The organism is Dysgonomonas sp. 521, from assembly GCF_010501055.1.
Lineage (GTDB): Bacteria > Bacteroidota > Bacteroidia > Bacteroidales > Dysgonomonadaceae > Dysgonomonas.
The window spans coordinates 1-21,966 of record NZ_QVMO01000068.1; the positions used below are offsets into that span (position 1 = coordinate 1).

Below are 21,966 nucleotides of genomic sequence, written 5' to 3' on the forward strand. Positions count from 1 at the left end.
CACCCGGTGCAGGCGGCGTGAAACGGGATGTTGTCCGAGCCGAAGGCGAGTTTCGTCCCGTTTAGCCGGCAAGCCGTTGGTGGGTCGCCGAGGGACAAAGCACTAGCCTTTTGCCTTCTTTTGGGCAATGCCAAAAGAAGGGGCAAGTCCGGGAGGGCGCGGCAGCAGGGAGCTACGACTAAAGTATTTACCCTAGGATAGCCTTTATGTAAAAAATAAAAGAACACATAATTTAAACAAAGCGAAATACCGATTCACATAAACATTACACCTGCATAGTGAACAAAAAGGTCTGCGACCTTATTTCACTTTCCCCGGATTTTTATTTATAAAATCCTTCCAGCTTGTAAACTTCTTTTCCTGAGAAGGATTATTTGTTTGAAAATAATGGCAAACCGCCGCCGCTAATCCGTCCGTAGCATCCATCTGCGGAAGCATATTCTCGTCCGGAATTTTTAAAAAATGCTGCAACATATAGGCAACCTGCTCTTTGGCGGCGCGGCCGTTTCCGGTAATCGACATCTTGATTTTCAAAGGTGCATATTCAAAAATGGGAATATCGCGCGATAAGGCCGCTGCCATAGCTACCCCTTGCGCCCTACCCAGTTTGAGCATACTTTGCACATTCTTTCCAAAAAAGGGAGCCTCGATGGCCAGTTCGTCCGGCAGAAATTCATCAATCAACCCGATTATCCGTTCAAAAATCCGCCGTAGCTTCAAATAATGGTCGTCATATTTGCTCAACTGCAAGATGCCCATTGCCAATAATTCAGGTTTATTATTCACTACCCGCAAAATGCCATAGCCCATTACCTGCGTACCGGGGTCTATACCTAATATTATCCGTTCTTTTTCTATCATCACAGGCTTATTTCTTCGAGTAATGTAACAAATCCTAAAGCTTTGTTACCAAAACGAGTAGTCAGCTCTTCCCGAAGCGCTTCTCCTTCGGTAGCATACCAATGGTTGAGGGTATCCACATTTTTCACTTTAAATTGTAACGAATAACTCGTGCCGCTTTCTTCGTGCTGCGCATGGATGCGGGCGAAACGTGGTTCGTGAAGGAATCCGCTGTTGACAGCCCTGATTATATAAGTTTCTTTAATGAAGCGGATATAATCGTCACATATTTGATCTTCTACATGGAAGGTCGTATTGAAAATAATCATTTATTTTATTATTTAGAGTCTGTTTAAATTTTATAGCAAATCTTTTTTATAGCTATTTTTAGATGGATTTTATCATTTTTGCTAGCCGAACCAACGGTCAGCGGAGCTAATTAGCAGGCTAAACCAAGAGTAAAAAGGGAATTGAAAATCGGCAGGGCCAAAAAGACGCTAAAAAGAGCATAAAAAAATTGCTAAGAACTATTGACCTGAACCTGTAATGAAAATTTTCGCTAAAATTGAAACAGGCTCTAACTTTAGTGAAAACAAAAATACGAAAAGTTTGGCGGTTTTCGGTTGAGAATAAAATAAGCTGCTTTTTGTTATGGAATTTTATTAATTGGGGTATCTATAAGAAAAGAATCTTTCAGCTATGAAATATCTATTATTAATACTACTAAGTTCTTTTTCGGTTATAACTTTATCTCAAAATAGTCTTAATGAGGCTGTAGAGTTAGTACCTGATATAAGTAATAAAAGAAAAACATACAGTTCACCTGATTCACTCCCCTCTTTCCCCGGCGGACACAGTGCATTATACAACTTTATAACCAGAAACAAAAAACATCCGATAATAGAACATGAGTGTTACGAAGGGTGTTGCTGTCATGGTAGGGTAACGATCCGCTTTATTGTAACCAAAGAAGGGAAAATAGAATCGCCGGAAATTGTAAAAGGCGTATCGCCTATATTAGATAAAGAAGCTTTGCGTGTTGTAAATATAATGCCGGACTGGATACCGGCAAAACATAACGGGGAGAATGTGGATGCATATTATATATTGCCTATTGTTTTCCGTAGAGACTAATGATTATGAAAACGATTTTGTTACTTTTAATCTTCACCATATCAAGCGCATACTGTATTGGGCAGGATAAAGAAGAGGAAGTTATCACTACTGATGGATGTGCTACCTACTCCGGAGGCGAACCAGCCATGACCGAATATATAAAAAACAACCTGAAATATCCGGAATATGCACAGAAAATGGGAATTGGAGGTAGAGTTATCATACGTTTTATAGTGGAAATGAACGGGAGTGTAACCAATGTAGAACTGGTAAGAGGCATAGACCCACATTGCGACAACGAGGCTCTACGCGTTGTAAACTCAATGCCTAAATGGGTGCCATGCAGACCAAGCCTCAGGCCTGCGCGCTGTCAGTTCACGATGCCTGTCCATTTCAAGCTTGTGGATAATGATATTCCGGAAGGGGAGGAAAATAGTGAGAAGCTGACAGGTAAAATATCTATTCTGAAGGATGAGTAACAAAAACAAAAAGCCCGCACAGACCTTCTGTACGGACTTTCTTTATTTCAGATAGTAATTAACTATTAATATCCTCTGATAGCTTTGATACCCGGAAGAACTTTACCTTCGATAAACTCAAGCAAAGCACCGCCTCCGGTAGATACATACGAAACCTGATCTGCCAAGCCGAACTTGTTAACCGCAGCCACAGAGTCTCCACCACCTACAAGGGAGAATGCTCCGGCTTTGGTAGCAGCAGCGACAGCCTCAGCTGTTACCTTTGTACCTTGCGCGAAGTTATCGAATTCGAACACACCTACAGGGCCGTTCCAAAGAATAGTTTTTGATGCCATCAATACATCCGCTATTTCTTTTTCGCCTTTAGGACCTACATCAAGCCCCATCCATCCGTCAGGGATCGCGTTCGCTTCCGAAATTTTAGCGTTAGCATCGTTGCTGAAAGCATCCGCTATCTTCGCGTCGCTAGCTATTACCAGTTGTACACCGTTTGCTTTCGCTTTAGCAACTATTTCGTTAGCAAGTTCCAGTTTATCGTCTTCTACAAGCGAATTACCGATTTTACCACCTGCAGCCTTGATGAATGTAAATGCCATACCTCCACCGATAACGAGGTTGTTTACCTTATCCAACAGGTTTTCGATAATATCTATTTTTGATGAAACTTTAGCGCCGCCGATAATTGCAGTAAACGGACGTGCTGTATCTTTCATTACTTTTTCCACAGCGTCTATTTCCTTTTGCATCAGGTAACCGAACATTTTGTGCTCAGCATCGAAATAATCAGCGATAAGGGCAGTGGAAGCGTGTGCACGGTGAGCCGTACCGAACGCGTCATTTACATATACATCGGCATAAGACGCTAGTGTTTTTGTAAATTCTTTCTGGCTTTCTTTCACTGCTTTTTTAGCTGCTGCTTTTTCGTCATCACTCGCATCGTCAGCCAATCCGCGAGGCTTTCCTTCCTCCTCGGCATAGAAACGAAGATTTTCGAGCAGTAAAGCTTCTCCCGGTTGCAGGGCAGCAGCCTTCACGCCTGCTTCTTCTCCTACACAGTCGTTTGCAAACTGTACGTCAACTCCTAAAAGTTTAGATACATGGGCAAGGATATGTTTCAGTGAATATTTTTCTTCTACTCCTTTTGGACGGCCTAGATGTGAAGCGATAATCGGGCTTCCGCCGTCAGCTATGATTTTTTTTAGGGTCGGCATAGCTGCACGAATACGAGTGTCATCTGTGATGTTGAACTGTGCATCCAAAGGCACATTAAAATCAACTCTTACAAAGGCTTTCTTGCCTGCGAAGTTGAATTTGTCAATTGTAATCATGATTTTTCTAATTAAATATAATTAATATTATTGATTATCAGAGTATTGCTTCCTTTTATTTCCTTTTCAAAAGGCGATACAAATATACTAAATTCTGTGAGAGTAGTTTTACTTAAAAATGAAAATATCGTAAAATTGGCCAGAATAAATATTTTATTTAATTATTTGTCAATTGGAGTTTACAAAAAAGCTATATTTCATGCGAATCAGGGGTTGAAAGCAGCTCAACACCTGCCTGAAAGGCAGAATCTTCATAACCGTATGCAAGCGCAGCGTAGCTTACGGAACAAGGGGCAATTACACTCCCCCCCTGCCCGAAGCGGCAGGACACACAGTATGTCCTGTCTTTCAGACAGCTGGTATTGCCCATCCTTTTTCCGCAGGTCGATGACCCGCGGTTATGAAGATTTGGCTTTTCAAGCCTTTTCTCAAATCCTGATTGGCATATTTCATATAATCCACATTTTTCTTTTGAAATTTTCAACAAAAAATATTACTTTTGAAGAAGACTACACATAATACTCCAATAGTATATAAAGGATATAGTGCGATTAATACAACATATAAACCTTTAATTTTTATTTTTATGATTTGGAGAAAATTAGCATTAGTACTAACGATTGTATCGGTGATGTTTGCAGTTTCGGTAAACGCTCAAACCTCATTTACCCTGAATAAAGAGGGTGTAGGATGCTTAAAGAAAGGCATGCTTTTATCCAAAGTTCCTGCAAAATGCGCGGGGTTATATGACCGTTTTGAGAAAAAGGTGATCGAAGATGAGATGGACGGAGATTACACCATTTACTCATTTTATTTAGGAAAAGAAAAAGTAGCTGAAATTCCGGACTATGGAGAAAAGAAAATCGGAAATATTACAGTTTTTTCTTCAAACGTTTCTACTCCCGGCGGGGTTAAACCTGGTATGCTTATCAGGAAGTTGCTTGCTATGACAGGCGTAAAAGGCGACTATAGAGACGGGCTGAACCTTGTGCACAGAGGCTATACTATCAACTTTGACGGGATGACAAATGCCGGAGAAAAAGCATTTAATGATGCCTATGCCAAAGGAACAAATGTGAGATTAAGCAACGCATGCTTCAAAGCGGACGCGAAAGTTGTATCAATCAGCTATTAATGCGAATCAAGGGTTAAAAAACACAGTAACCTATTGTCCCGAAGGGACTGAAGGTGGATAACCACGGGTAAAACCCGTGGCAGGGGCTGGCTGGAAAATATGTCTCTGTAGGAGGCAAATAGCAAAAACAAATGCCATTCGCCTCCTACGGAGACGGCCTCCCCCTATCCGATTTTTCCACGGGTTTTACCCGTAGTTATCCATGATTAGCCCACTTCGTGGACTTAGAACCCTGACTGCAAAACAGATGATTGATTTATAATAATATACTTCAACCCAGAGCAACCCTTGATTCGCGTTGTTTATAAAACTCCGTCAAACTCCCATTACTTCGAGGTTAAATAAAAAGCCGAGATGATTTCCAGAGTCTGTTTTTCGAATTAAAAGGCTAAAAAACTCTTTTTACCTTGTGGTAAAAAATAAAAAGTCGAGACGACTTCTTAATTTATTGGCTTAAATACTTCCCTACACTTAATTTTTTTTAACTCCGAATTATAGCATTTAAGATTTAACATTTCTATTTTTGTCGTGCTTAGCGAGATATAGTATTTTATGCTTGTTGTTTAGGCATAACTTACTTTTGTCGTTCAACTTACAAGTATAACAGATCCGTCTGTGACCTTGAAAAGGAAAATCAATATAAACTCAAAATAAAAAAAGTATGGCACAAGTTGATATTCGGGAACTTACCGAAAGAATTCAAAGCAAAAGTTCGTTTGTCGAATCACTCACGATGGGAATGGACAGAGTGATTGTGGGACAAAAGCACCTTGTGGAATCTCTCCTTATCGGATTACTGGCCGATGGACACATATTACTCGAGGGGGTTCCGGGATTGGCGAAAACACTGGCTATTAAATCCCTGGCTTCACTTATCGATGCAAAATACAGCCGCATCCAGTTTACACCCGACCTGCTGCCTGCCGACGTAATAGGGACAATGATTTACAGCCAGAAGACGGAAGAATTCTTCGTTAAGCACGGGCCTGTGTTTTCTAACTTCGTATTGGCCGATGAAATAAACCGTGCGCCTGCCAAAGTACAGAGTGCCTTGCTCGAAGCCATGCAGGAACGTCAGGTAACCATCGGGGAAAAGACATATAAGCTGCCATCCCCATTCCTGGTAATGGCTACCCAGAACCCTATAGAACAGGAAGGTACATACCCGCTTCCCGAAGCACAGGTTGACCGTTTCATGCTGAAAGTGGTTATCAACTACCCAAAGAAAGAAGAAGAAAAACTAATCCTCCGCAACAACCTGACCGGAGATTACGGACAATTAACGCCCGTAATGAAAGCGGAAGAAATTACAAGTGCCCGTGAAGTGGTTCGCGATGTTTATCTGGACGAAAAAATTGAAAAATATATCATCGATATCGTATTCGCTACACGTTTCCCCGAGGATAACGGACTAACTTCCCTGAAAGGGATGATAGGATTCGGAGCTTCGCCCCGTGCATCTATCAGCCTTGCTTTGGCATCGAGGGCTTACGCCTTTATCAAACGCAGAGGATATGTGATACCCGAAGATATACGTGCCGTATGCCACGATGTACTGCGTCACCGTATCGGACTGACATACGAGGCCGAAGCGAACAATACGACATCGGATGAAATAATCAGTGAAATACTGAACAAAATAGAAGTGCCGTAATCAGTTAACAGTAATCAGTTAACAGTAAGCAGTAAGCAGTAAAACAGTAATCAGTAAACAGCGGAGAATGTTACAGAAAGACAGTATCGCTTATAATAAGGCATATGCATTAGCATTAAAGATAGTCAACTTATATAAAGGATTATCTGAAAATCATGAATACATCTTGTCAAAACAAATTCTCAGATGTGGCACTTCCATTGGGGCTAATATTGCAGAAGCAAATGGCGCTATATCCCATGCTGACTTCTCTGCAAAAATGAGTATTGCTTACAAAGAGGTTCTTGAAACAAAATACTGGTTATCTCTGCTGAAAGATACTGGTTTTCTTACAGAGTCAGTTTATACTGAAATTTATGCTGATGTGGACGAAATTGCAAAAATTCTATTTTCGATACTAAAAACAACCAGAATAGGTAAATAATTTTCAGTCAACTTTACTGTTTACTGTTTACTGTTTACTGTTTACTGTTTACTGAAATATGGAAACAAGTGAATTATTAAAAAAAGTACGTCAGATTGAAATAAAGACCCGCGGATTATCACGTAATATCTTCGCGGGGCAATACCATTCCGCCTTCAAGGGCAGGGGGATGGCTTTCTCCGAAGTGCGCGAGTATCAGTATGGGGACGATATCCGTGATATCGACTGGAATGTAACCGCCCGCTACAACAAACCTTTTGTAAAAGTGTTTGAAGAAGAAAGGGAGTTAACGGTTATGCTGTTAGTTGATGTTTCGGCCAGTCAGGATTTTGGAACCCACCATTCGGTAAAAAGGGATGTGGTAACCGAAATTGCCGCTACGCTGGCTTTTTCGGCCATACAGAACAACGATAAAATCGGAGTCGTTTTCTTTTCCGACAAAATCGAGAAATTTATTCCTCCCAAAAAAGGGAAGAAGCATATACTGTACATTATCCGCGAACTGATAAATTTTCAGGCGGAGAGTCCCAAGACTGATATGGGGATGGCGTTAAAATTTCTGACAAACGCTATAAAGAAAAGATGTACGACCTTTATGATATCCGACTTTATAGACGTCAAAGATTACAATAATGCGTTGACCATCGCCAACCGTAAGCACGACATAGTAGCCTTACAGGTATATGACAGCCTCGAAACCCAGTTGCCAAGTATAGGGCTGATGAAAACGCTGGATGCCGAGACCGGAGCCGAGCGGTGGATCGATACATCCTCACGCAAGGTGAGACAGACCTATAAAGACTGGTGGCAAAAACAACAGGAAAGTATGCAGACCTCATTTAACCGGAGTAAGGTGGACAATGTCTCTGTCAGCACAGACGAAGATTATGTAAAGGCATTGCTCGCGTTATTTAAGAAAAGAAGCTGAAAAATAATTATGAATTATAAATTATGAGTGATGAATTACAGAATAATCAGCGAAGCTAATTGCGAAGCGATCGACATAGTTAATTATAAATTATGAGTTGCAAGTCTTATTATTTATAATTCATAACTCATAATTGACAACTCATAACTCATAACTAAACTTATGTTGAAACTAAAAAATATACTATTGCTTTGTCTGCTCTGTTGCACGGGGCTTTCGGCCTTTGCGCAGAAATCTACGGTAAGAGCGACAATACAGCCGTCTGACATCCTGATAGGCGAGCAGGCAATTATAAACGTGGAAGTCATAGCCCCCAAAGACAGGAATATTATTTTCCCTGCCTATACGGATACGTTGGTTAAGGGTGTAGAGGTATTGCACATGCTGGAACCAGACACCATAATGACGGAAGTGATGACTATCAGCCAGAAGTATGTTGTTACATCTTTCGATTCTACGCTCTACCACATACCGTATATGATGGTAATAGACGGAACCGACACCTTGAAGACCAACGATTTCGGGTTTAAGGTTTCCGCGCCGCAACTATCCGATTCCACACTCGCATATCTTGAGTTATTGAAAGAACACAAAACCGACTCCATTGATTTTGCAAGGCTTCAGATCAACGACATAAAAAACATCCAGAAGCCGCCGTTTGTATGGCAGGACTATCTCGAATATTTCTATATCCCTATACTGATAGCCCTCCTGTGCCTGTTGATAGCAGCAGGAGTCTATCTCTACTACAGGAAGAGGAAAAAAGGGTACTTCTTCACCCCGAAAATCGTATTGCCTCCGCATGTTGAAGCATTACAGCACCTCGACAAGCTGAAAGAATCTAAAATGTGGCAACGGGGAATGGAAAAAGAATATTACACCGAACTCACGGATATTCTCCGCAAATATATCGACCGCAGGTTTAATATCGATGCGCCGGAAATGATTTCCGACGACATCATAGCCTCCGTACATCTTGCTACAGACACCCGTTCGGCTACCGATGGGCTGGCACAGATATTGAGATTGGCCGACCTTGTTAAATTTGCCAAGTATACGCCTTTCGCCGATGAGAACGACCTCAGCCTGGTAAATGCCTTTCTCTTCGTAAACCAAACGAAGATAGAAGAGCGTCCTACCCTTGAAGAACAGAAAGGCGGGGCTGCTGCTCCAACTATGCCGGAGCCGGCAAAGAATGTGAACAATGATAAAAAACAAAAAAGCTAAGGTCGCAGACCTATTAATTATTTTTGTATGTATAATAGCAACTGTCAGTTATAATTTGACTCAATTGCATTAAATTCTTTTTTACATAAAAATATCAAAATGGAATATGCTAATCCAAAATATTTATACTTACTCTTATTGCTTATACCACTGATAGTATGGTATATCTTTAAGTTGCGGAAAATGCAGGCTACATTCAAGTTGTCTTCCGGCTATGCTTTAGAGAAAGCCCCGGCCACTATCAGGGTGTATCTGCGACATTTCCCGTTCCTGCTGCGATTGATAGCCATTGCCCTTGTCGTCATAGTACTGGCCCGGCCTCAGAGTGTGAATTCCTCCGACATTTCCAAATCGGAAGGTATCGACATTATCATGGCGCTCGACATATCGGGGACGATGATGGCAAACGACTTTTCTCCCACCCGTCTCGAAGCCGCGAAGAAGGTTGCCTCCGAATTTATAAACGACAGGCAAAGCGACAAGATCGGCCTCGTCATATTTGCAGGGGAGAGCTTTACGCAATGCCCGCTAACGACAGATCACAGGGTATTACTGAACCTGCTGAGTGAAGTGAAATTCGGTATAATAGAAGACGGCACAGCCATCGGGTTAGGGTTGGCAAACTCCGTCAACAGACTGAAAGACAGCGAATCAAAATCCCGTGTCGTTATCCTGCTTACCGACGGCTCGAACAATGCCGGACAAATAGCACCGCTAACCGCAGCCGAACTGGCCGCCTCATACGGCATCAGGGTATATACAATCGGTATCGGTTCACGCGGCACATCCGTTGCCCGCATCATGACACCTTATGGTATGCAGTCGATGAATGTATCTGGCGACTTTGACGAGAAAACGCTGACCGAAATAGCCGGTATCACAGGCGGAACGTACTTCCGCGCGACAGACAATACCAGCCTGAGCGGTATATACGATGAAATAGACCAGATGGAAAAATCGCATATAAGTGTAAATACTGTGACCAAACGGAAGGAACTGTATTTGCCTTTTGCCATTTTTGCGTTAGCACTGCTTGGCTGCGAACTGATACTTCGCCGCACATGGCTGAGAAATATTCCGTAATCAGTTAGCAGTTAACAGTCAACAGTTAGCAGTTAACAGCAAGCAATAGAAAGTAAAAGTGAAAAACGAAAACTCGTAACTTGTAAAAAGATGAGTATATTTAAATTTGCAAATCCTGAATTCCTATATCTGTTCTTTGCCATACCTGTATTCATTATTGGCTTCATATTACTGAATATAGCCAAACGAAAAAGTGTGGAAAAGCTGGGGACACTGGCTCTGGTGAAAAAGATGATGCCCGAATTGTCACTCAAACGTTCGTACCTGAAGTTCTGGGTAGTAATGGTTGCCATCGGATTTGGCATTATCGTATTAGCCCGCCCCCAATTCGGCACAAAAGTGGAGAAAGTAGACAAGAAAGGGATCGAACTGGTTATTGCCATCGATGTATCCAACTCGATGCTGGCGGAAGATATAAAACCAAGCAGGCTGACAAAGGCTAAACAAATACTGACACGTATTATCGACGAAAGGAAGAATGATAAAGTAGCCATTGTCGTATTTGCCGGAGAGGCTTTCATCCAATTGCCGCTGACCCCTGACAACCAATCGGCGAAATTATTCCTCGAGTCTATCGACCCCAGTCTGGTGCCGGTACAGGGTACAGCCATCGGCAGCGCCATAGATATGAGTATGAGTTGCTTCTCTAACGATGAAAATATAGACAAGGCCATTGTGCTCATTACAGACGGAGAAGGGCTTGAAGGTGACGCTGAGGGCGCAGCCAAGCGGGCAGCTGACAAGGACGTGCATGTAAATGTTGTGGGTATAGGTACTACCGAAGGCTCGGTAATACCTCTGGTTGCAGGTTCGCGCGAAGTAAAGAGGGACATGCAGGGGCAGCCTGTAGTCACAAAACTGAATGAAGAAATGTGCCGCCAGATAGCCAAAGCCGGAAAAGGCTTATATGCCCATGCCGACAATTCTAACAGTGCGTTGAAAAGCCTTCAGACCGAGCTGGATAAATTGCAGCGGAAAGAAATAGACGGTATCGCGTACTCCGAATATGATGAGAAATTCCAGATATTCGCATGGGCTATGCTGGCATTGCTTCTGTTAGAAGTTTGTATCTTTGATAAGAAGAATAGAATATTCAGGAATATCAGATTGTTTAAATAAAGCCTCCCCCATCCCTCCCCAAGGGGAGAAGTTTAAGCCCCCCTTGGGGAGGTTGGGAGAGACCAGTAACTAACGACTAAAATGAAAAAAATCATATTTATAACATTATTTACCTTTATCGCAGTTAGCTTATCCGCTCAAAAAGAAGTGAGGAAAGCCATCCGCACAGGAAATAGTGCCTATAACGAGCAACGGTACGGCGCCGCCGAGGCCGAATATAACAAAGCCCTTGACGGTAATGCCGGTTCGAAGGAAGCATCCTTCAACCTGGCCAACACATACTACAGGCAGCAAAAATGGGATGACGCCATAAAAGAATACCAGCACTACCTGACACTGGAAAATGAAAACCCGGACAAGATGAGTGCCGCATGGAGCAATATGGGTAATACCTTTCTGAAAAAGAAAGCGAATGAAAAAGGACAGGCACAACAGGCGCCTTTACAACCCGGGCAACAACCTGAACAACCGAAACAACAGGAAGACAATCTGAAATTGTCGATGGAAGCCTATAAAAACGCCTTGCGCCTGAACCCGAAAGATGATGAGACACGTTACAATCTGGCTGTCGTACAAAAGATGATACAGGACAGGCAGAATGAAGACGGTGGCGGAGGCCAAGACAAAAATCAAGACCAGGACAAGGATCAAAAACAAGATCAGAAAGATCAGCAAAACCAGAATAACGATCAAAAGAAAGACCAGAAAGACCAGCAAAATCAGCAAAACCAAAATCAGATGTCGCAGGAAAATATGCAACAGATGCTGCAGGCAATAGAACAGGACGAAAAAAACACTCAGCAACGCGTAAACCAGGCGAAAGCCCAGGAACGTAAACAAAAGAATGAAAATAACAGGAAACAAAACAAAGACTGGTAATGATTACGAAGAATAGATCATATACATTACAACGGCTCACAATATTTGTATTCTCTTTCTTCTTCTCGCTATCGTATGTAGCAGGGCAAGAGGTAAAAGTGAGTATAAAAGCACCTGAGACCGTTAGTGTAGGAGAGCAATTCAGGATATCATATATTGTAGAGAGCGACAAAGTGGTAAATACTCCCGTTATTATTAAAAATATGGACGGATTTGAAATCCTCTACGGGCCATCCCTCTCCACATCCATTTCCGCTACTATCAATAAGGGAAAAAGGGAGCAATCGTATGCCGCTACTTCAACATACCTGCTCCGGGCATTCAAGAAAGGCACATTCTCTTTGCCACGGGCGGAAGTAACGATTGACGGGAAAAAGTACAAATCGGATAGTTTCAAGATAGAAGTAAAATCTTCGGGAGACAGTAAATCTGAAGACAAGGTTGTGACCAAGGCGGAGGATGTCGACGCGTTTATAAAAGTAACAGCGTCGAAAAGCAGTGTAAACCTTTCGGATACGTTAACCCTTTCCTATAGGCTTTATACTACTAAGGACATTCACAAAATAGCTGATGCCGATTTTCCATCCATAAAGGATTTCTATACAAGCAATATCACCCGTACACGCCAGTCTTTCGCAGAAGAAACGATAAAAGGCAAAACATACAAAGTGGTGGAAATACGCAGGCTTTTGCTTCAGCCCCAACGGACAGGGGCAATAACAATCCCCGAAGGCTCTGTTACAGTACAGTATACAACCCCTACCGGCAGAAAAGTGAGGGATATATGGGGAGACGTATACGATGAATCGGTAACGAATGACAAAGTATTGAAAATGGATTCGATACTTATACGTGTCCAGGACTTGAAAGCAATATAAAAGTTTGTACTTTTGTATGGCGGAAGTTTCGGGCAGGATGTTCAACAGGAAAGACCGGATGTAATTATTTTTCTATAATTTTATCTATATATACAAAGATTGAGCTTCTTGCAGAAGAAAAAAGTAACAACAATAAACAACCTGAAAGGTGTCACTTTTGTCACTTTTTCAAAATAAGTACTGATATATGCGAATCAAGGGTTAAATGTGCCGTTAGGCACATCATATTGGTAGAAACATGAATGAAATTCGTTTTTTTGTGCCGTCAGGTACAAAATGTGAATTGTTCTGTAGATATTGCGTACCTGACGGCACGCAATTAACCGGTTAAAGCTTCTTTCTACCAACATTCAGTCCCTAAAGGGACAAAAAACAGCACATTTAACCCTTGATTCGCATGATATATAAATAACTAAGAAGGGAACTAACTATAAAAAGATGAATGGAGTAATGAAGAAGTTTTGGTTTTTATTCATATTATTACTCATAAGTGTTTCGAAAATATATGCCGATGACATCTCGTTTGTCATCCACGCTCCTGCGTCTACTGTAAAAGGGGCACGGATACAGCTTCAATACATTCTGAGGGGGGGAAACAGCAGTGATATCCAGATACCCAACGAAATTAAGGGGTTCGATATCCTATTCGGCCCGTCCGTATCGCAGGTGTACAGTTCGTCGAATATCAACGGTACAGTTTCATCCGAAAGCAATATTACCTTTACCTATGTGCTGATGGCCAATGCGGAAGGCACGTTTACCCTGCCTGCGGCCACTATTAAGGTTAACGGACGCAGCTATAAGTCGGGGACGACACAAATAAAAGTAATGCCTCCCGACAAAAACTCCCAGCCTCAGCAACCCGGGCAAAGCCCTCAGATGATAACCCAATCATCTACAGGCGGTAATGTAGACCCCAACGATGCTTTTGTAAGGGCTATATTTTCCAAGACCAAAGTAAAAGAACAAGAAGCGGTAGTAGTCACATTCAGGTTCTATACCGTATTAAATATCAGGGATGTGGGAAAAATACAATTTCCCGAGTTTGAAGGGTTCATGACCGAAGACTTCGATTTGCCTACCAACCGGCAACTATCCGTAGAGCGCTACAACGGACGCAACTACATGGCGATAGACGTAAAGAAGACTTTGCTGTTCCCTCAGCGTTCCGGAAAAATAACCATCCCTTCGGGTACGATGGATATCGTATTTGAAGTATCTTCCGGACGGAAGGTAAGAACCCCTTTCGGGCAATCGCTGGATGTAATGACCGAAGCGAAGAAGACACTGCGGACAGCGCCCGTTACCGTCGATATTTCCCCGCTGCCACTCGAAGGTAAGCCTGCCAATTTCTCAGGCGCTGTGGGAAGCTTCAACTTCACACCGTCTATATCGGCACAGAAGATGAAAGCCAATGACGCTGTAACGATAAAACTGGACATCTCCGGGGCGGGTAACCTTAAACTGATAAAGAACCCGGAGGTTAAATTCCCGAAAGACATCGAAACTTACGACCCTCAGGTAAAAAACAACGATTTCCGATTGACAGAAAACGGGTTATCGGGGACTAAAACGATAGAATATATGTTTATCCCGCGTTATCCGGGTAAATTTACAATTCCTCCTATCGAATTTTCTTATTTCGATACACGGACCAATACATACAAAACGGTGTCGTCCCCATCATACGAACTGGATGTAGACAAAGACCCGAACGCCGGAAAGAATGTATCGACAAGCTACTCCAACCAAAGGGAACTGGAAATAGACCAGGATATACGCTACATAAAGACGGGAGACTACTCATTCAGAAATCCGAACGATTTTTTTGTAGGCTCGTTACCTTATGCATTGTGTTACCTGATACCGCTGATTTTATTTATCGCTTTCTTCATCATATACAGGAAACAGATCAAGGCCAACTCCGACATAGCCCTGATGCGGACAAAGAAAGCGAACAAAGTAGCTACCAAGCGGTTGAAACTGGCCAAGCAATACCTGCTTACCCACAAGAAGGACAGCTTCTACGAAGAAATACTGCGTGCAGTATGGGGTTACCTGAGCGATAAGCTGACTATACCTGTAGCCGAACTGAACAGGGAAAATATAGAAGCTGAACTCCGCAAATACGGCGCGGGAGATGATATTGTAGGGACATTTATCAACATACTCGATACGGGAGAGTTTGCCCGCTACGCTCCTTCCGAATCGGGAGACGCTATGGACAATCTCTACAATGATACCGTTGACGCGATAGGTAAGATGGAAAGTACAATCAAAAAAATAAAACAATGATGAGTGTAATGAAGCGAGTCATATTATCATATATATTCATTGTCGTAGCATTCGCTACAGTAGGTGCGCAGGATTCCACAGATGTGAAAACAGACAGTACAGGCACAGTTCGCAATACTGCCATCGCAGAGAATAAACCCGGCGGAGGAAAAGCCATACTGGAAGAAGCAAACGCATTATATAACAGCGGCGACTTTCGCAAAGCGATAGAAATACTGGAGAACGAAAAAGACGCGCAAAAATCACAGGGACTGGAATCATCCGGATTGTATTACAATCTTGGCAATTCGTATTTCAGGGTAAATGAAATAGCCAAAGCCCGCCTGTATTACGAAAGGGCGTTACTCCTCGACCCGGGAGACAGGGATACCAGACATAACATCGATTATGTAATGACCAAGATAGAGGACAAGATCCCTGTAGCCGATACATTCTTCCTGAGCATCTGGTTCGGTGCCATCCAGAACCTGTTCAGTTCGAATAGTTGGGCGACTATAGGCGTTGTGTCCTTCATCCTCTTTGTATTATGCCTGGTACTGTTCTTTTTCAGCAGGTACATTTTAACAAAAAAAGCAGCGTTCTATACAGGTATAGTCCTGATTATTGTTGTTATCTTTGCCAACATATTCTCATTCAGGCAAAAAAGCAGGATAGAACACCGGGATACAGCCATTATTATGGCGGCATCGGTGCCGATGGTCAGTTCACCTGACATTAACAGCAAGGAACTTACCATATTGCACGCCGGAACAAAAGTCACAGTAACCAAAGAAGACCGTAGTTGGCTCGAAGTGGAAATAGACAATGGTACTGTAGGCTGGATTCAACGGGAGAAATTGGAAATCATATAACGCCTCTTGTATAGTAAATGCATGGGGAACACTATTAAATGAATGTAGTAGAAAGAATTTTACCCTACGAAAGGGACTTATTCCTATGGCTTAACGATCAACATAACTCTTACTGGGATGTATTCATGTGGATATATAGCGGTAAATTGATATGGCTTCCTCTGGCTATAGTTTCACTGGGTATATTTATTTATAAGATCAGATGGCAGGAGGCGCTTCTCTTGCTGGTATGCGCGGTACTTGTAGGAATGCTTTGCGACTATGTCTCGGCATCCGTTATCAAACCTTTTTTTGAACGTCCCAGACCGACACACCATCCCGATTTCCAGAATTATGTAGAGATTGTGAAGGGGTACCGTGGCGGAAGATATGGGTTTATATCCAATCATGCGGCAAACGGCTTTGGTATAGTCGCTTTCACTTCCCTGCTGTTCAGGTACAGGTATTACACTATCACGATGATATTATGGGCTACCGCTACCGCATATTCGCGCATATACCTCGGGGTACACTTTATATCCGATATAGTAGGCGGGGCTATCTGGGGTGCTCTGATCGGTTTTTTTGTCTATTATATTTATTTAACCTCAAGGCGATATATATTAAAAGTCCCTAAAGAGGAACTGAAAATACCTGTCTACTCAAAAGTTAGAGCGAAGATACTGATATGTACGATAGTGGTAATTGTGATAACAATCGCTATTTATAGCGCACTATTTAATATTCCCGGGTGAAATCGATTGTTTTTCAAAAAAGAATTTTATAACTTTAGAACATATTCCTAATCATTTACCATTTAAAACTTAGAGAGTATGACTAGAATTATAAAATTTACAGAGCTTAGACAGATTAAAGACAACCTGCCGGACGGAAGCATACACCAGATAGCTGAGAAACTACAACTTCCGGTCGAAACTGTTTGGAACTACTTTGGCGGTTACAGCTACGAAAAGGGACAAAGTTGCGGTATTCACATAGAACCCGGTCCGGATGGAGGTTATGTCTCAATTGACGATACCACTATTTTGGATATGGCTATAGAAATGATGGAATCCAAGGAGGTCTGAAAAAAATAGAGAGATGAATACACAGGAAAGTGTTCATCTCTTTTTCAAATTAACAGGAAAAAGAGTCAATAAGTAGCAGATAATATTTAATGCAATATTCGCAAACATTAAAGAACTGTTGCTGTTATACATATAAAGATAATAAACAGGTCTGCGACCTAAAATACGTTGGTTATGGAAGATAAACTAGTAACACTTGCTATTCATACAAATGAAAAAGCCCAGATATTAAGTAAAGTGTTGGAAAGCGAGAACATTGAAGTGCATATCAATGATGTAGATCTCGATAACCCCGGAGTATCCGCCGGAGTTCGTATCCGTATAAAAGAATCGGATCTTCCCAAAGCATTAAGCGTTGTAGAAAGCCGCCATCTGTTCAGTTACGACGAAGAAGAAACCTACCGCACCGATGACGGGCGCAGACGGATATTAGTCCCCGTAGACTTTTCCGATTATTCACTCAAGGCCTGCCGTATCGCGTTCAATATGGCGCGGGAGCTGGACGCGAAAGTAAAGATACTTCACGTATATTTCAATCCTTACTACCCCACTGCGCTGCCTATGGCCGAAGCGTTCGCCTATCAGGGTAAAGAGGAGAAAGAATTCCAGAACATTATAGAAAAAGTAAAAGAAAACATCCAGCGGCTCTGTAATACCATTGATGAAAAGGTTTCGCAAGGCGAATTTCCTCCTGTCAATTATTCCTATGTGCTGAGAGAGGGATTGCCGGAAGAAGAAATAGTGACGTTCACAAAAGAATACAAACCGGCTGTTATCGTTATGGGCACAAGAGGTAAAGACCAGAAAGACGCCGACCTGATAGGCAGCGTGACCGCCGAAGTGATAGAGATGACACACGTTCCGCTGATCGCCATTCCGGAGAATACGCCGTTCCACGACCTTAGGGATGTAAAACATATCGCCTTTCTTACCAACTTCAGCCAACGTGACCTCATTTCGTTCGACCTGCTGGCCAAGCTGCTGCAACCATACAACGACATTCGCATATCATTGACCCATATCTCAGTAAAGAAGGGAGACCAATGGGACGAAATAAAACTAGAAGGTATCAAAGCTTATTTTTCGAGGCAATACCCGAACCTGAATCTCGACTATAAACTTATCGACACAAGCGATATGCTGAAAAGTCTGGATGAGTATATCAAGGACGACGGCATTCAGGTACTGGCACTGACAACCAGCAAACGTAATATCTTTGCGCGGATGTTCAGCCCTAGTATTTCAAGGAAAATGTTATTCCACTCCGACACGCCGCTACTGGTGCTGAGAGGATAAATTATAGGAAAGAATAAAATATGATATAAATCTATTCGTTATCTTTGATGAAACGAATAGATTTTTTTCTATCAATACCACGAAAATGAAAAGTATCATTCTTAAATAAAAAATCTTAGGACAATTACCAAACAATGACACCATGCTACACATAGTACCCGAAAAACACCGCAGGCCATTATTCATGGCTATTGCAAAAGGAGAGTCAGAACAAGTAAAGAGTATCATAGAGAAAAATAATATAAACCCGAATTCTTTTTCAGATGAAAAGTATGATCGTCTTATACTGATGGATGTACTTACTTCCTTCGGATACAAAGACAAACCACAAGAACGGCTCGACCTGATGCGCTTCCTGCTGGACAAAGGTGCTGATGTGAATATGAACTGCAGAAGCGGCTATAATACAATGCATATTGCAATAAGGCAAGTATCACAGATGGCGGAACTCGACCTGATGCTTAATTATAATCCGGATGTGAATGAGACAGACAGTATAGGAGCTAATTTACTATACTGGTCGATACAAGGATTTCCATGGCGCGAAAGTGAAGAGATTCGTCAGCAATGGCTTCATATCATGGAACGCATACTTATGCTGGGTGGTGACCTCGATCAGGCAAACCACTATGGAGCGACTCCGCGCAAATGGTTGGAGCATAAGACTGAGGAAGTTAAAGAACTTGTTGAGAAATGTGAAGCCCTCCATCCTGTCTATACTCCGGTAAAATCTAAGCAACCCGAATTCCCTACCAACCTGAAATATCCAGATGTTGCCAAAAAGATTTGGAAGGAAATGGTTCCCCTACGTGGGCAAGCCCCGACTGTACAAGGTGAATTATTGCGTATAGTAGAAAAATTAAGGGATGAAGCATGCCGCAATGGAAACATTAATTACAGTAAAGATCATAAATTGATGGCCAAATTTGTGAAAGATACCTTGATCGATTCAGATACATTTGAAAAAGGAGAGAAAAAGCAAATAAAGGAATATATAAAACTTCTGTCAGTAGCGAATCGTCCTTATATAGAAGACGATGCCTATGATTATCTGACCGACCGTATATGCGAGTTCTATAATAAGCATCCCGAACCAATACCGCATTCACCCAACCCCAATATATTTCATTAGGTATATATCAAATAAAAATGAAAGTATCTGTTATATCTCTTTTTCTACTCATTGTCTTTGTTTGTAATATAAATGCTATAAGCGATACTGTACCTCAAACCATCGGGACAGGGAAACAACTGCCAACAAATGCAGTCCCATATTTCAGCTTCAAAAGCAATGTGATACTCGATGGCGTTATAGATGACTCCATACCGACAAAAGCCCTGCTCGACATTGGAGCATGGGGTATTGCCATACCTGAAAAATTCAGAACAAGGCAGCCCGCATACGGCGATTCGCTTCCGGTTCAGGAGAATATACGTTTCAAAGTAGGGGGCTGGCAGCGTGACATGGTAGCCACATATATGAAGGACGACAGCCAGTTTTTGCGCTGGTATGGCGAGGAATGCGTACTGCTCGGCTGGGACTTCTTCGACAACCGTATCCTGGAGATCTCATACAAAGACCACTATATCAGGGAACTCAGACGAAGTGAACTTGACAGCCTCGCGGGATATGACCGTATAAAATTTATCGACAGGGGGAAGCGGCTGATAGTTCCTGCCAGGGTACATATAGACGGGAAAAACATTGAAGGTAATTTCTGGATAGATACCGGACTGAACGGAACGCTTTTCTTCACCAATAATATACCTGCCGACTATAACCTCGACCTGAGTAAAACAAAATCCGGCAGGGCGAAGAATCTGGATACAAACCATACACCTGTAAACATACTGAAAACGGATACAATACAGATTGGCAACAGCATCGTTACCGGCAGGGATATTATTTTTTCCGATTCGGAATGGTTTGTATTCAAGGAAAATGATATTTACATCGGGCTTATCGGGAATCAGTTTTTCAGGTATTTTTCGGTTATCTTCGACTTTAGGAGAAACAACCTGTATCTGAAACCTACAGGAGAATAAGGAGCAAACGCATATATTACACGAATCGGTCTATATCTTTTAAAGTGTGTAGAGTAGGGAATACTTTTCGAGCAGGATACAGACAAAATATCCATGTAGCGGGAAATATACCATTGTTACTAATCTTTTCCTTTAAAAAATCTGTAATTTTGTTTTTCTCTTATAAATTCTTCAGACTATGAATACTGATATTGATTTTTCTGAGACTATCAGCGGCATACACAGCATAATGATTTGTGGATAGCTATGCAAAACTATCAGGATTCGGACTGGAAAGACCTTGTTTCTTTATGGAAATTCTATAACCTGCATATAATACAGATCATAAGGAATATAGATAAAACTAAGCTCGGCAATAAGTGGACTGACTATGAAGGGAATGTTGTAACCCTCAATGATATGATCGCAAGTTATTTATGGCATCTGAGACTGCATACAAATGAAATAGACGATATAATCAATAACAGGGTATAATGCTCTTATTTATCTTTTCCGACTAAAATTATCTTATAAGTAGTGAAAAGAAAAGAGTTTATATTCAATAAAAGAGTAAGATGCATATTTTTAGGAGTTTTAGTTGCCACGACTTTCAAGTCGTGGATAATAATACAGATAGAAAACGACTTTAGTCAAAACATTTTGGCTAAAGCCATTATCTGATTAGACTATTATCCTCCAGCTAAAGCAGCAGGCAATTAAATCACAGAGAATAAACCATATATAATCTTATTGAATATGCGAATCAAGGGTTGCTTTGGGTTGCAGTATACTATTATAAATCAATCTTCTGTTTTGCAGTCAGGGGTCTAAGTCCACGAAGTGGGCTAATATGGATAACCACGGGTAAAGCCCGTGGCAAAAGCAGGTAGAAATAGACCGTCTCCGTAGGAGGCGAATGACATTTGTTTTTGCTATTTGCCTCCTACGGAGACATATTCTTCTGTCAGTTCCTGCCACGGGTTTTACCCGTGGTTATCCACCTTCAGTCCCTTCGGGACAATAAGTTACTGTGCTTTTTAACCCTTGATTCGCATTGAATATAAACTTTAAATTACATGCGAATCAAAGGTTAAATGTACCGTCAGACAGCAATAACTGATTTATAACAACAAAAAGGTAACAAGTAAAAAACAATCGGCATGTGTCACTTTTGTCACTTTTTATAAGTAGTCGCTCCTTAAAAAGTATATAATAAGTTATTTGCCAGTAAATTACACCTTCAATTATTTGCTTAATATTGCAGAATTTCGTATCTTGAAGTCCTAAAAGCTTGCAAAAAATGATAGGAAAATCACCGGATCAAAGTCAGGGCGACTTGTTT

23 protein-coding genes are annotated in these 21,966 nt (G+C 41.7%); 20 read left to right on the forward strand and 3 right to left on the reverse strand.

Annotated features, from left to right (window positions below; genetic code table 11):
• Positions 1 to 300 precede the first annotated feature (300 nt).
• Positions 301 to 858, reverse strand: coding sequence for a crossover junction endodeoxyribonuclease RuvC (ruvC, locus tag D0T84_RS16530; RefSeq protein WP_370525517.1), 558 nt, complete (start codon positions 856 to 858; stop codon positions 301 to 303).
• A gap of 2 nt (positions 859 to 860) precedes the next feature.
• Entirely contained in the window at positions 861 to 1,169 is a 309-nt protein-coding gene (locus tag D0T84_RS16535; RefSeq protein ID WP_163308972.1) for a DUF4286 family protein, read from the reverse strand.
• A gap of 370 nt (positions 1,170 to 1,539) precedes the next feature.
• Here D0T84_RS16535 and D0T84_RS16540 point away from each other — a divergent pair, with 370 nt between their 5' ends.
• Together D0T84_RS16540 and D0T84_RS16545 are read left to right on the forward strand one after the other, a co-directional pair.
• Complete coding sequence (locus D0T84_RS16540; RefSeq protein WP_163308973.1) at positions 1,540 to 1,974, forward strand: energy transducer TonB; 435 nt, start codon at positions 1,540 to 1,542, stop codon at positions 1,972 to 1,974.
• Between the two features lie 5 nt (positions 1,975 to 1,979).
• On the forward strand, positions 1,980 to 2,435 hold the full coding sequence (locus tag D0T84_RS16545; protein WP_163308974.1) for an energy transducer TonB: 456 nt from the start codon (positions 1,980 to 1,982) through the stop codon (positions 2,433 to 2,435).
• A 65-nt stretch (positions 2,436 to 2,500) separates the two neighbouring features.
• Here D0T84_RS16545 and pgk read toward each other — a convergent pair whose 3' ends face one another.
• Complete coding sequence (pgk, locus tag D0T84_RS16550) at positions 2,501 to 3,763, reverse strand: phosphoglycerate kinase (protein ID WP_163308975.1); 1,263 nt, start codon at positions 3,761 to 3,763, stop codon at positions 2,501 to 2,503.
• Between the two features lie 30 nt (positions 3,764 to 3,793).
• Between pgk and D0T84_RS16555 the strand changes: the two genes are divergently transcribed.
• The 18 genes from D0T84_RS16555 (at position 3,794) to D0T84_RS16640 (ending at position 21,119) form a co-directional block, all read left to right on the forward strand.
• Positions 3,794 to 4,282 (forward strand): hypothetical protein, encoded by a 489-nt coding sequence (locus D0T84_RS16555; RefSeq protein ID WP_163308976.1) that lies wholly within the window; start codon positions 3,794 to 3,796, stop codon positions 4,280 to 4,282.
• 67 nt (positions 4,283 to 4,349) lie between these two features.
• Positions 4,350 to 4,898 carry a hypothetical protein gene (locus D0T84_RS16560; RefSeq protein ID WP_163308977.1) on the forward strand — a complete coding sequence of 183 codons (549 nt, stop codon included), beginning with the start codon at positions 4,350 to 4,352 and terminating at the stop codon, positions 4,896 to 4,898.
• A gap of 661 nt (positions 4,899 to 5,559) precedes the next feature.
• Positions 5,560 to 6,552, forward strand: coding sequence for a MoxR family ATPase (locus D0T84_RS16565; RefSeq protein WP_163308978.1), 993 nt, complete (start codon positions 5,560 to 5,562; stop codon positions 6,550 to 6,552).
• 67 nt (positions 6,553 to 6,619) lie between these two features.
• On the forward strand, positions 6,620 to 6,976 hold the full coding sequence (locus D0T84_RS16570; RefSeq protein WP_163308979.1) for a four helix bundle protein: 357 nt from the start codon (positions 6,620 to 6,622) through the stop codon (positions 6,974 to 6,976).
• A 58-nt stretch (positions 6,977 to 7,034) separates the two neighbouring features.
• Positions 7,035 to 7,904, forward strand: a complete 870-nt coding sequence (locus D0T84_RS16575; RefSeq protein ID WP_163308980.1) for a DUF58 domain-containing protein — start codon at positions 7,035 to 7,037, stop codon at positions 7,902 to 7,904.
• Positions 7,905 to 8,066: 162 nt separating this feature from the next.
• Positions 8,067 to 9,131, forward strand: coding sequence for a hypothetical protein (locus tag D0T84_RS16580; protein WP_255495425.1), 1,065 nt, complete (start codon positions 8,067 to 8,069; stop codon positions 9,129 to 9,131).
• 99 nt (positions 9,132 to 9,230) lie between these two features.
• Positions 9,231 to 10,214: a VWA domain-containing protein gene (locus D0T84_RS16585; RefSeq protein WP_163308981.1), complete on the forward strand. Its 984-nt coding sequence runs from the start codon at positions 9,231 to 9,233 to the stop codon at positions 10,212 to 10,214.
• 96 nt (positions 10,215 to 10,310) lie between these two features.
• The gene (locus tag D0T84_RS16590) at positions 10,311 to 11,333 is read left to right on the forward strand and encodes a VWA domain-containing protein (RefSeq protein WP_370525518.1); all 1,023 of its coding nucleotides are present in this window, start codon (positions 10,311 to 10,313) and stop codon (positions 11,331 to 11,333) included.
• 81 nt (positions 11,334 to 11,414) lie between these two features.
• Positions 11,415 to 12,212 (forward strand): tetratricopeptide repeat protein, encoded by a 798-nt coding sequence (locus D0T84_RS16595; RefSeq protein WP_163308983.1) that lies wholly within the window; start codon positions 11,415 to 11,417, stop codon positions 12,210 to 12,212.
• Positions 12,212 to 13,090, forward strand: coding sequence for a BatD family protein (locus D0T84_RS16600; protein ID WP_163308984.1), 879 nt, complete (start codon positions 12,212 to 12,214; stop codon positions 13,088 to 13,090). Before D0T84_RS16595 ends, D0T84_RS16600 begins: the two co-directional genes overlap by 1 nt.
• Before the next feature lie 450 nt (positions 13,091 to 13,540).
• A complete protein-coding gene (locus D0T84_RS16605) occupies positions 13,541 to 15,385 on the forward strand; it encodes a BatD family protein (RefSeq protein WP_163308985.1) in 1,845 nt (614 codons plus the stop codon).
• Entirely contained in the window at positions 15,382 to 16,236 is an 855-nt protein-coding gene (locus D0T84_RS16610) for a tetratricopeptide repeat protein (RefSeq protein ID WP_255495433.1), read from the forward strand. Before D0T84_RS16605 ends, D0T84_RS16610 begins: the two co-directional genes overlap by 4 nt.
• A gap of 38 nt (positions 16,237 to 16,274) precedes the next feature.
• Positions 16,275 to 16,970 (forward strand): phosphatase PAP2 family protein, encoded by a 696-nt coding sequence (locus D0T84_RS16615; protein ID WP_163308987.1) that lies wholly within the window; start codon positions 16,275 to 16,277, stop codon positions 16,968 to 16,970.
• Positions 16,971 to 17,048: 78 nt separating this feature from the next.
• On the forward strand, positions 17,049 to 17,303 hold the full coding sequence (locus tag D0T84_RS16620; RefSeq protein WP_163308988.1) for a DNA-binding protein: 255 nt from the start codon (positions 17,049 to 17,051) through the stop codon (positions 17,301 to 17,303).
• A gap of 174 nt (positions 17,304 to 17,477) precedes the next feature.
• Positions 17,478 to 18,599 carry a universal stress protein gene (locus D0T84_RS16625; RefSeq protein ID WP_163308989.1) on the forward strand — a complete coding sequence of 374 codons (1,122 nt, stop codon included), beginning with the start codon at positions 17,478 to 17,480 and terminating at the stop codon, positions 18,597 to 18,599.
• A 142-nt stretch (positions 18,600 to 18,741) separates the two neighbouring features.
• Positions 18,742 to 19,731: a hypothetical protein gene (locus D0T84_RS16630; protein WP_163308990.1), complete on the forward strand. Its 990-nt coding sequence runs from the start codon at positions 18,742 to 18,744 to the stop codon at positions 19,729 to 19,731.
• A gap of 17 nt (positions 19,732 to 19,748) precedes the next feature.
• Positions 19,749 to 20,645, forward strand: coding sequence for a hypothetical protein (locus tag D0T84_RS16635; RefSeq protein ID WP_163308991.1), 897 nt, complete (start codon positions 19,749 to 19,751; stop codon positions 20,643 to 20,645).
• Positions 20,646 to 20,891: 246 nt separating this feature from the next.
• Positions 20,892 to 21,119: a hypothetical protein gene (locus D0T84_RS16640; RefSeq protein WP_163308992.1), complete on the forward strand. Its 228-nt coding sequence runs from the start codon at positions 20,892 to 20,894 to the stop codon at positions 21,117 to 21,119.
• Positions 21,120 to 21,966: the final 847 nt, after the last annotated feature.